General features: G+C 74.4%; 8 protein-coding genes. 5 read left to right on the forward strand and 3 right to left on the reverse strand.

Annotated features, from left to right (window positions below):
* The 3 genes from AOK18_RS06165 to AOK18_RS06175 form a co-directional block, all read left to right on the forward strand.
* On the forward strand, positions 1 to 877 hold an 877-nt coding region (locus tag AOK18_RS06165), incomplete at its 5' end, for an alpha/beta hydrolase (protein WP_167738652.1).
* Between the two features lie 67 nt (positions 878 to 944).
* The gene (locus tag AOK18_RS06170) at positions 945 to 2,039 is read left to right on the forward strand and encodes a baeRF3 domain-containing protein (RefSeq protein WP_055693641.1); all 1,095 of its coding nucleotides are present in this window, start codon (positions 945 to 947) and stop codon (positions 2,037 to 2,039) included.
* A gap of 405 nt (positions 2,040 to 2,444) precedes the next feature.
* A complete protein-coding gene (locus AOK18_RS06175; RefSeq protein WP_055693642.1) occupies positions 2,445 to 3,857 on the forward strand; it encodes a PP2C family protein-serine/threonine phosphatase in 1,413 nt (470 codons plus the stop codon).
* Between the two features lie 105 nt (positions 3,858 to 3,962).
* On the opposite strand, the gene AOK18_RS06180 is transcribed toward AOK18_RS06175, so the two are convergent.
* Positions 3,963 to 5,456: a DNA-binding protein NsdB gene (locus AOK18_RS06180; protein ID WP_055693643.1), complete on the reverse strand. Its 1,494-nt coding sequence runs from the start codon at positions 5,454 to 5,456 to the stop codon at positions 3,963 to 3,965.
* Positions 5,457 to 5,690: 234 nt separating this feature from the next.
* Here AOK18_RS06180 and AOK18_RS06185 point away from each other — a divergent pair, with 234 nt between their 5' ends.
* Together AOK18_RS06185 and AOK18_RS06190 are read left to right on the forward strand one after the other, a co-directional pair.
* Positions 5,691 to 6,830, forward strand: a complete 1,140-nt coding sequence (locus tag AOK18_RS06185; RefSeq protein ID WP_055693644.1) for an aminoglycoside phosphotransferase family protein — start codon at positions 5,691 to 5,693, stop codon at positions 6,828 to 6,830.
* Positions 6,831 to 7,169: 339 nt separating this feature from the next.
* Positions 7,170 to 9,155, forward strand: a complete 1,986-nt coding sequence (locus tag AOK18_RS06190; RefSeq protein WP_055693645.1) for an N-acetylmuramoyl-L-alanine amidase — start codon at positions 7,170 to 7,172, stop codon at positions 9,153 to 9,155.
* 81 nt (positions 9,156 to 9,236) lie between these two features.
* Here the strand turns inward: AOK18_RS06190 and AOK18_RS06195 are convergent, their stop codons facing one another.
* A complete protein-coding gene (locus AOK18_RS06195) occupies positions 9,237 to 9,734 on the reverse strand; it encodes a glycosyltransferase family protein (RefSeq protein ID WP_055574914.1) in 498 nt (165 codons plus the stop codon).
* Between the two features lie 138 nt (positions 9,735 to 9,872).
* Positions 9,873 to 10,778, reverse strand: coding sequence for a universal stress protein (locus tag AOK18_RS06200; protein ID WP_055574915.1), 906 nt, complete (start codon positions 10,776 to 10,778; stop codon positions 9,873 to 9,875).
* Positions 10,779 to 10,915 lie beyond the last annotated feature (137 nt).

A 10,915-nucleotide genomic window follows, 5' to 3' on the forward strand; every position in this document is an offset into this window, starting at 1 on the left:
GGGCCGGCTGGTGCTGGACGGGGTGGACACGCTGACCGAACCGCTGGCCGAGCAGGGGCTGGCGGGCGTACGGGGCCAGCAGACCGCGCTCGAGCACTTCCTGACCTGGTGCACGGAGGACATCGCCTGTCCGTTCGGCCAGGACTCGCGCAAGGCACGGGAGTCGGCCGTGAGGCTGGTCGACTCGCTCGACGAGAACCCCGTACCGACCGATTTCGGCTACGAGTTCACCGGCCGGGACCTCGTGGTCGCCCTGGGGCAGGGTCTCTACAGCAGGGAACTGTGGCCCATGCTGCAACGGGCGCTCACGGAGCTGATGGAGGACGGGGACACCCGCGGGGTGGAGGCCTTCGCCACCGGCGGGGTGACGCTCCCCCTGCCGCACCGCGCCGACGATCCGCTCGTCGACGAGGAGGAGGTGCCGCTGGACAACCTGCCGGCCGCGCTGATGGCGGTGAACTGCGCGGACGATCCCGACCGCCCGACCGCCGAACAGGTGACCCGGGACCTCGGCCGGCTGCGCACCGCCTACGAGGAGGCCTCCCCGGTCTTCGGGCGCCACCGGCTCGCCCAAGTGCTGATGTGCCACGGCCGTCCCGAGGGGACCGACTTCATCCGCGAGGAGGTCAAGGACGTCGACACTCCGAAGATGCTGCTGGTCGGCACCCGGGGCGACCCGGCCACGCCGTACCGGTGGACGGTGCAGACGGCCGAGCGGCTCGGCCCGTCGGCCGTGGTGCTGGACAACCGGGCCGAGGGCCACACCGGCTACGGATCGTCCGACTGCGTCCACCGCGCGATCGACGACTTCCTCCTCTACGGGACCCTGCCGCCCAGCGGCAGCTCCTGCGGTGCCGAGGACGACGCCCGCCCGTGAGTCCCACCCGGACGGCGCAGCGAATGCCCCGAATGCCCGATCTGTGATTCGGTTCTATGGTGCTGTCATGGAGCATGACCTGAGTCCCGCAACCCTTGCCGAGCTTCGCCGCCCGCGCCCCTACCCCGCGGTGTCGGTGCTGGCGCCGACGCACCGGCGCGAGCCTCTCAACGCCCAGGACCCGGTCCGGCTGCGCAATGTGGTGGCCGAGGCCAAGAAACAGCTGGAGGCCGATCCGGCGGTGACCCGGGACCGGCGCGGCGAGGTGGAACTGCAGCTCGACCGGGCCCTGGCCGAGGTCGACCTGACGCACGCCGAGGACGGTCTGGTCATCTTCGCCGCCCCGGGCGAGCACCAGGTGTGGTCGCTCGCCCGGTCGGTACCGGAGCGCGTGGTGCTCTCGGACACCTTCCTCACCCGCAACCTGGTGTCCGCCCACACGGCGGAACGCCCCTTCTGGGCGTTGTCCGTCTCCCCGGACCGGGTCACGCTGTGGAGCGGAGGACCGGACCGGGTCACCGAGGAGCACGCCAGCGGTTTCCCGCTGACCCGCGCCGCGGAGAACTTCGACCCCGAGCGCCTGGAGCGGGTCGGCGATCAGCCGAGCGCCTTCCGGGACGAGGGCACCCGCCGGTTCCTGCGCGAGGCCGACGCCGCGATGGGCGCGCTCCTGCGGGAGCATCCGCGGCCCCTGTACGTCACCGGGGAGCCGGCCGCGCTGTCCCTGCTGAGCGAGACCGGCGGCGCGACCCGGGACGCGGTGCACGTCCAGCACGGCGGTCTCGCGCACGGCACGCCCGAGGCGGTGTGGCAGGCCCTGCGCCCCGCGCTCGAGAGGGAGTCCCGCAGGAGCACCGAGGGTGTCCGGCGGGCCCTGGAGGCGGCCCGGGGGCGCAAGAGGTTCGCGGCCGGGGTCGACGAGCTGTGGCAGAACACCCGGGAGGGACGGATCCAGTTGCTGGCCGTGGAGGAGAACTTCCGGACGACGGTGCGCGAAGCGGGCGAGCACCTGGTCGTCGCCGAACCCGGCGACCCGGACGCCCGCGAGGACATCGTGGACGAGCTGGTCGAGCAGTGCCTGGAGATGGGTGCCGAGGTCCGCTTCGTGCCGGACGGCGCCCTCGGGGACGCGGAGCGGATCGCGGGCGTGCTGCGGTACTGAGACCGGCGGGGCCGCCCGGCGGGCCGCTCCCGGGGCCGCCGCACACCCCCTCGCGAGGCGCCCGCCCCCGTTCCGGGGTGCCCTGCCGGAATCCGGCCGGGCACCCCGGAACGGGGGCCGCACGGATCACTTCTGCGAACACACGCCTACGCGTCGAACCCGTGCGCGTCCGGTCGTCACCGACCGGAACCCTTATCAAGCCACTCTCCCACCGGGGGATTTGAGCCTCCGGGCCGGCGCCCGGCACATACCCTCGAGTAACTCCGCGAAGACTGCGGCATATGCCATGGACATGACCTTAAGGCGTCTCGCCGAATCCCTCACAGCGCGTGGCGGGCTGTGCAACAGTCGTAACGGTCCCCCCGTCCGACCCCGGCCCGAACCGTCCCACACTCGGAGTGCGTCATGCCGCCCCACCTCTCCGCGGACCGCTCGACAGCCCAGCCGCCAGGACGCGGCCCCGTCGACGCGCTCATCTCGCAGACCCGGCGGCTCAAGGGCGACGTGGACGCCGTACGGCGCGGCACCCCGGCGGGCACCTCGGACCCGCGGGACCGCTGGCAGCGCGCACTGTACGACCTGGCGCTGCACCAGCTGGACGACCTGGACGAGCACCTGGCTCAACTGCGGGACGGCCCCCCGCCCGTACCCGCGCCGGCCGGGCCCGCGCCCGCCACGCCGGGGCAGGACTCCCCGCTCAGCCGGGTCGGCAGTGCCGAGTGGAACCTGCTGACGGACGAGGCCAGTTGGTCCGGGGAGCTGTACCGCATCCTGGGCCGCGACCCGGCCGCTCCGCCGCTCACCCTCGACGAACTGCCGTCGCTGGTGCACGACGAGGACCGGCCGAGGCTCACGGCGATGGTCACGGGATGCCTCGTCGACGCCCGGCCCATCGACGGCGAGTTCCGGCTGATGCGCCCGGACGGCGGCGTCCGGACCGTGCACATGATGGGCGAACCGGTTCTCGGGGCCGACGGCAGCACCGCCTCGATGTGGGCCGTGCTGCGGGACGTCAGCGAGCTGCGCCGGCACCGCCGGGCGGTCGGTGAGACCCGTGACGCGCTGCACCGCCGGGGACAGGACGCGGCGCGGACCGAGCACCGGCTCGCGGCCGAGCTGCGGGAGGCCGTGCTGCCGGCGTGGCGGGGCTCCCTGCGGCTCCCGCGGAGAGGGCCCCGCACCCTGGACGTCGCCGCCCGGCACCTCCCGTCGGCGGCCGGCGCGGCGGCCGGCGGCAAGTGGTACGACGCCCTCGAACTGCCCGACGGCGCCGGCCTGCTCAGTGTCGGCGAGCTGACCGGGCAGGGCGTCGGCACGGCCTCGGGCATGGCGATGCTGATCGGCGCCATGCGGGGCATGGCGATGTCCGGCACCGCGCCCGGGCCCCTGATGGCCTGCCTCGACCGGTTACTGGGCGCCGCCGGACAGCCCGCCCTCGGCAGCGGCCTCTGCCTGCGCTACCGGCCCGAGACGCGCTCCCTGCTGTGGGCACGGGCCGGACACCCCTCCCCCCTGCTGTTCCGCGGCGGGTCGGGGCACGCGCTGGACGCCCCGGAGGGCGTCCGGCTGGGCACCGCCCCGGCCTCCCCCTACGGGCAGGCCGAGGAGCGCCTCGAAGCCGGCGACCTGCTGCTGCTGCACACCGACGGGCTGGTGCCCGGACGGACCGGGGCCGCGTCCGTCCGCCGACTGGCCGCTCTGGCCCCGCAGTTCGCGAAGAGCGGTACCGCACAGGAATGCCTGCTGGCCGTCCTGCGGGAGTTCGGCGGGGAACGCGAGGACGACGCCTGCGTGCTCGTCGCCCGGGTGACCTCGTAGGTCCCGGGCCACTGGTCCGGCGTCGGCCGCCCGGCAGGAGAAGCACCACGGCCCTCGCGCCGAAGTGCCCGCGCTCCCCCGGTGTTCCCGTCCTCCCCCGGTCCGCTACGCCCGGGCGCCGCCCCCCTTGCCCCGGGGCCCGGGCAGGGCCTCCCTGATCTCCTCCCGCAGTTCCTGGATCCTGGGGTACGAGGAGTACTCGGCGGTGAGCCGGTACATCTCGCGCAGCCGGTCCCAGGTGCGGCGGGAGGAGTTGGAGCCCATCGACATCAGCGCGAGACGCGCGTACCGGTCGGCCTGTTCCGGGTCGTCGGCGATGAAGCAGGCGGAGGCCATGGAGAGGTGGTCGAAGATCTTCGACCGCTCCCGGCCGTCGATGCGCAGGGCCAGCGCCTTCTCCGCGTAGTGCTGGGCGTGCGCCGCCGCCCCGGGCTCGAACTCGGCCAGTGTGCGGTAGGCCAGGGCGTGCATGCCGTACAGGTCCTCGTCCTTGAAGGTCTGCATCCAGTCCGGCGGCTCCCGGTCCGGTCCCCGGCCGGAGACGAACAGGTCCTCGGCCCGGCCGAGGGTGCGGCGCATCGCCTGCCCCTTCCCCATGGACGCCTGCGCCCAGGCCTCGATGGTGTGGAACATCGCGCGGGTGCGCGGCAGGGCCTCCTCCCCCGAGCCCGAGTGGGCGAGTTTCAGCAGGTCCAGGGCTTCGTCGGGCCGGCCCAGGTGGACCATCTGGCGGGCCGCGCGGGACAGCGCCTCCCCCGCGCGCGGCCGGTCGCCGCCCTCCCGGGCGGCGTGCGCGGCGATGACGAAGTACTTCTGCGCGGTGGGTTCCAGGCCGACGTCGTGCGACATCCACCCGGCGAGGACGGCGAGGTTGGCGGCGACGCCCCACAGGCGCCGCTGGAGATGGGGCGGGTGGTGGTAGGCGAGCATGCCGCCCACCTCGTTGAGCTGGCCGACCACGGCCTTGCGCTGGAGGCCGCCGCCCCGGGCGGCGTCCCAGGCACGGAACACCCCCACGGAGTACTCGAGTTCCTCGACCTCCTGGGACCCGATGGGGGCGGCCTCGTACCGGTCGAACCCGGCGGAGTCGGCGTGCGGCGCATGGACGGGTCGGGAGGCATGGGTGGTCAGGGCGGGATCCGTGTGCAGCCAGTCGTGCATGGCGCCGGTGAGTGCGGATCCCGCGGTGAGCGCGGCGCCCGCGCCCACCAAGCCGCGTCGGTTGAGCATGAGGTCCATTCCCGTGAATTCGGTGAGGACCTCGGCTGTCCGCTCGGGCGCCCACGGCACTCCGTCGGGATGTTCCCTCTTCCCGCCGCTCCGCCGTCTCCCCGCGCGCCCGTGCCGGACCAGACCGAGATCCTCGATGGTCACGACACGGCCGAGACGCTCGGTGAACAGGACCTCCAGCACCCGCGGCACGGGATCGCGCGGGATCTCCCCCATGTCGATCCAGCGCCGCACCCGGGAGGTGTCGGTCGCCAGCTGGGGATGGCCCATGGCCGCCGCCTGCCGGTTGACCAGCCTCGCGAGTTCGCCCTTGGACCAGCCGGCCAGGCCGAACAGGTCCGAGAGCCGGGTGTTGGGTTGTCCGCTCACGTCAAGCCCCCAGGTTCTCGGCTGAGTTGACAGTAGCCGGGGGAAAGATGCCGGGCGACTATTCGCCATGGTTCGCCAGGGTGCGCCAGATGGTGTGCCAGGGGTCATCGGGTGTCGAGTAGGAATGCGCCACCACGACCCGGTCCCGGCCGGGGCATTCCCCAGGATGCGCCTGGGCGACCGGGCCGTGGGGCGCGCTGACGTCACAGGCACACGAAGGGATCTGTATCACCCATGTACGCAGCATCGTCCTCCGTGTCCGCCCCGCCCCGGCCGCTCCGTCCGCGCCCGGCGGACAGCGGCCCCTACCTCGCCCCCGCCCGACAGGCCGCTCCCGTGCTCGGTGCGGGCACGGCACGGCGCGCTCCGGGTTCCGGCCCCCAGCAGCCGAGCGGCCGGCTCGACCTGTCCGGCCCCCAGGGCGCCCAGTTGCGCTCGGCGATCGCGTCGGTGCACCGCATCTGCCCGGAGTTCGCGCCGGTGCAGGTGCTGCGCCGCAACGGCCGGTCCGTTCTCCTGATCGGTACGACCGGCCGGAGCACCGCGGTGGCCAAGTGCTTAACGGATCACTCGCCCGCCTGGTCCGAGCGGTTCCGGCACGAGATAGCGGTCTACCGCTCGTTCGTCCGGCACCGCCCGCCCGTGCGGGCACCCCGGCTGATCGCGGCGGACCCGGACCACTGCACCCTGGTGATCGAGCGGATGCCCGGCCGGGTGGCGGCACTGCAGCGGCACCCGTTGGAGGCACCGCCGCGGGCGGACATCAGGGCCGCGCTCGGCGCGATCTGCCGGCTGAACGCGTGGCGTCCGCCCGCCGGTATGTTCGACACTCCGCTGGACTACGCGACGCGGCTCGCCCGCTACCACGAGCTGGGACTGCTCACCGACCGGGACATGGACGACCTGCGGAAGCTGCTGCACGGCATCGCGCACACGTCGGGACGCCACGGCATGGGCCAGTTCTGTCACGGCGACGCGCTGCTCTCCAACATCCTGATCTCACCGGCCGGTCCCGTGCTGGTGGACTGGGAGCACGCGGGCTGGTACCTGCCGGGTTACGACCTGGCGACGCTGTGGGCGGTCCTCGGAGACGCTCCGGCGGCACGGCGGCAGATCAGTCAGATCGCGCAGTCGGCGGGCCACGCCTCACGCGACGCCTTCCTGGTGAACCTGATGCTGGTGCTGACGCGGGAGATCCGTACCTACGAGACGGCCGTGCAGCGCTCGATGCGCGACACGCCCCCGGTGGCGCCGCACGCGGCCCGGCCGGGCGCGCTGCCGTCCGGCGAGGAGCAGCGGCTGCTGCTGCGGCGGCTGCACGACGACTGCCAGCTGGCCCGCAAGGCCGTGCGCGCGGCGGTCGGTACGCGCTGACCCGACGGGGGCGCACGAGGGCCCGCGGTGCTTCCCGGTGGGGAGGCGCCGCGGGCCCTCGTGCGTCCCGGCGCGCTCCCCGCGGGTCTCGGCACGCTCCCGGCACACGTCCGGGATGTCACGGCCTTTCCCGGCGCCACCGGTGTACGCCATTGACGTACCGCAGGCCTCCGGGCTGCCGCCACGAAAGTTCCGTGGCGGCGGGTGACGGGGGAACCACGCCTCTCCTCGGCATGATTGACGGACCATCGGCCGACCGGTAGCACAGACGCACCGCAGGCTCCGTACGGCCTTGGGGCTCGTACGGACCGTTCCGCCCGATCGTCCGAGGAGACCGTGTTGCGAAGATCCCCCGTCCGGCCCGGCCGCGCGCCGGCCGCCGGTGCCCGCCCCGCCCGCCGTACGGCCGGTGTCCTGGCCGCGGCGGCGCTCACCCTGCCGCTGCTCGGCGCGGCCCCGCCCGCTGCCCCGCCCGATGCCGTCCCGTCCGGCGGGACCTCGCTCCAGGAAGCTTTCAGCGCCGCGGCCGCCGCGTACGAGGTGCCACGGAGCGTGCTGCTGGGCGTCTCCTACCTCCAGTCCCGCTGGGACACGCACGGCGGTGCGCCGAGCGTGACCGGCGGCTACGGCCCGATGCACCTCACGGACGCCCGCACCGCGCTGGCGGCGACGCATCACGACGAGGGAACGGAGGACCCCCGGGGTGACGACGCCCGGCCCCCGCTGCGTCCGGAGGCCCGCGCGCCGCGCGCCGGCTCCGTCCCGGACCGGCTGGCCACCCTGCCGAGGGCGGCCGAGCTGACCGGGCTGAGCGCCGGGCGGTTGCGGGAGGACCCGGCCGCGAACGTGGCGGGCGGTGCCGCGCTGCTGGCCGAGGCCCAGCGGGAGCTCGGCGGGGAGCCGGGCGGGGATCCCGCGGACTGGTACGGCGCGGTGGCCCGCTTCTCCGGCGCGGACGACATCGCGTCGGGGGCGGCGTACGCGGACGAGGTCTACGAGGTGATCCGCGCCGGCGCGCACCGGGTCACCGACACGGGGGACCCGGTCGTCCTGGCCGCCCGTCCGGGACTCGCCCCGGACCGGCCGGCGCTGCCCGGCACCGGTCCGCGGGCCGTGTCCGCCGGTTCCGCCACCGCTCCGGAGTGTCCCGCGACGGTGTCCTGCGAGTGGATCCCGGCGCCGTACGAGGAGTTCGGGGACGGCGACTACGGCAACCACGACCTGGCGGACCGTCCCGCCTCGCAGCCGGTGCGGTACATCGTCGTCCATGACACCGAGGGCGCCTGGGAAGGCGTTCTCGACATGGTGCAGGACCCCACCTATGTGTCGTGGCACTACAGTCTGCGTTCGACCGACGGCCACATCGCCCAGCATGTGCGGACGAAGGACGTGGCCTGGCACGCGGGCAACTGGTACGTCAACGCCGGGTCGATCGGGCTGGAGCACGAGGGCTTCCTGGCGGAACCGGACGCCTGGTACACCGAGGCGATGTACCGCTCCTCGGCCCGGCTGGTGCGGTACCTCGCCGGGAAGTACGGCATCCCGCTGGACCGGCAGCACATCCTCGGCCACGACACCGTGCCGGGTCCGACCGCGGCGGTCGTGCCCGGCATGCACACGGACCCCGGGCCCTACTGGGACTGGGCGCACTACTTCGAACTGCTGGGCCGTCCGTTCGAGGCGACGGCCGGGAAGAACGGCGGCCTGGTGACGATCCGGCCCGACTACGCCACCCACGGCCCGGTGTTCACGGGCTGCGGGGCCGCGGCCGAGCCGTGCGCGGTGCACGGGTCCAGCGCGGTGCGGCTGTACTCCGACCACGACGAGAAGTCCGCCCTGATCAGGGACATCGGTCTGGGTTCGGATCCGACGACCGGGGTGAACGACCTGTCGTCACGGGTGTCGACCGGCCAGCAGTACGCGGTCGCCGGCCGGTGGGGCGACTGGACCGCGATCTGGTACCTGGGGCGGAAGGCCTGGTTCAGGAACCCCGAGGAGCGGCCCACCGCGGTGCCCGCCGCGGGCCGGGTGGTGACCCCGAGGAAGGGCCTCGACTCCGTGCCGGTGTACGGACGCGCCTACCCGGAGGAGGCCGCCTACCCGGAGGGGGTGCCCGTCCAGGACGTGTCCCCGCTGCCGTACACGCTGCTGAAGGGCCAGCGGTACGTCACCGGGGGCAAGGTGCCCGGTGAGTACCTGTACGCGGTGACCTTCGACCGGTCCTCGCACCGGGTGGTCCGGGGCGGGGAGCCGTACTACCGGATCCAGTTCGGCCACCGGGTCGCGTTCGTGCGGGCGGCGGACGTGACGGTGAGGACGGTGTAGCGGCGGCCGTTCCCCGCTCCCGGCCGCGGCCCTGCTCCCCGGCCCCGCTTCCCGGTCGGGGGCGGGGCCGGTCCGGGCCGGTCAGCCCTGCTGGAACAGTTCGGCGGGCAGCGGCTTGAGGAGGGTGTACAGGTCGTCGGTGATGGGGCGGTCCCAGGCGGCGATGGTGACCAGCACGTTGTCGCTGCGGTCGAACTGCACGCAGGAGATCCGGCTCTCGGAGAGCTTCACGCGGCGCACGATGAGCAGGTTGTCGCCCTGCATCACGGGCACGTCCTCGGTGCCCACGACGGTCACCTCCTCGTCGTTCTCCAGCGCCAGCAGCAGCTGTCCGACCTCGAAGGGGACCTCGCCCTCGGGGACCTCGCGGGCCGGGGAGCCCTCCGGCAGATTGCCGATGATCATCGCGGGGCCGCGGCCGCCGAACAGGTCGTAACGCAGGAAGACACCCTGGCAGGTGCCGTCGGGGGCGGGCAGCAGCCCGGCACCCAGATTCCCGGGCCAGTCGCCCGGATCCATGGCCAGGACGTCGAAGTCGGGCCCGGCGGGAGTGGCGCTGCGGCGGCGGAGGAACGACATGCCGCCATGGTACGTGCCCGGGCCCGTGGGCGGACGGCCGGGCGACGCCCGCCGCGTCCGCCCGGTCCGGCGTCGCCGCCGGGCTCGCGGGCAGCACCCGGGAGCGCCGTGCGGACGGTCCGGGGCCCTGTGTTCCGGCTATTCCTCCGGCGGTGCCGGCGGGACCACGGCGACGGGGCTCGCCGCGTGGAGCAGGACGGCCTGGGTGACGGAGCCCATCATGCGGGCCGGTGCCAGCAGGCGCCGCCGGTGGCGTCCCACGACGACCAGCCCGGCGTCCCCGGAGGCCGCGACCAGGTGCCCGGCGGCGTCTCCGGGCAGCACCCGGACCTCGGCGGTGACCTCGGGGTGCCGTGCGCGGTGCGGGGTGAGGAAGCCGTCGGCGAGGACGCGGGTCTCGTGTTCGACGGCGCTCTGGTCGATCTGCGGCGCGGGCATCTCCCCCGGCAGCATCCAGGTCTGCGGGGGCCACGGGTAGGCGGCCAGGACACGGAGTCCGGTGCCGTGCAGGGCGGCCTCCCGGAAGGCGAAGGCGAGGGTGGCCTCGTCGGGGCCGTCGACGTTCACGCCGACGACGATCCCGGTCCACGCCCCGGGGTCCCCGGCGGGCGCGCCGGTGTCCCGGCCGGGCCGGGGGACCACGACGACGGGGCATTCGGCGTCCCGGGCCGCGGCGAGGGAGTTGGAGCCGAGCAGCAGGCTGGTGAAACCGCCGCGGCCCCGGGAGCCGAGGACCAGCAGCTGTGCCGTGGAGCCCAGTTCGGGCAGGACGACGCCGGGAGCGCCGTCCAGGGCGGCGAAGTCGACGGGCGGGAGGCCGGTCCGGCCCGCCAGCCGGTCCCGGACCAGTCCGAGGACCGGGTCGTCCTCGGTGGTGGGGAGTCCGGCGGGCGCCGCGCCGGGCCGCCCCCAGAGGGCGTACTGGCGTACGTGGGCCACCCGCAGGGGGGCCTCGCGCCGGCGCGCGGTGTCGAGCGCCCACTCCAGGGCGCGCAGGCTGTCGTCCGAACCGTCGACCGCCGCGACGACCGGCTGAGTGATCATGGGTTCCCCACTTCCGGACCACGGCGCTCACTTTCCCGGGAGGGTCCGGTCCGGTCCCGGAAGAGTCTCCCCGGTCGTGTGTCCAGAAGGGCGGCCGCGACACCTGCCCGGCGCTTCTCCCGCTCGCCGGCGGGCAG

This window comes from Streptomyces prasinopilosus (genome assembly GCF_001419695.1).
Classification (GTDB): Bacteria; Actinomycetota; Actinomycetes; order Streptomycetales; family Streptomycetaceae; genus Streptomyces; species Streptomyces prasinopilosus.

Bases quoted from the DNA above. Each gene is read 5' to 3' on its own strand.
- AOK18_RS06170 (WP_055693641.1), top strand. From the start codon at position 945: ATGGAGCATGACCTGAGTCCCGCAACCCTTGCCGAGCTTCGCCGCCCG.
- AOK18_RS06175 (WP_055693642.1), top strand. From the start codon at position 2,445: ATGCCGCCCCACCTCTCCGCGGACCGCTCGACAGCCCAGCCGCCAGGA.
- AOK18_RS06185 (WP_055693644.1), top strand. From the start codon at position 5,691: ATGTACGCAGCATCGTCCTCCGTGTCCGCCCCGCCCCGGCCGCTCCGT.
- AOK18_RS06195 (WP_055574914.1), bottom strand. From the start codon at position 9,734: ATGTCGTTCCTCCGCCGCCGCAGCGCCACTCCCGCCGGGCCCGACTTC.
- AOK18_RS06200 (WP_055574915.1), bottom strand. From the start codon at position 10,778: ATGATCACTCAGCCGGTCGTCGCGGCGGTCGACGGTTCGGACGACAGC.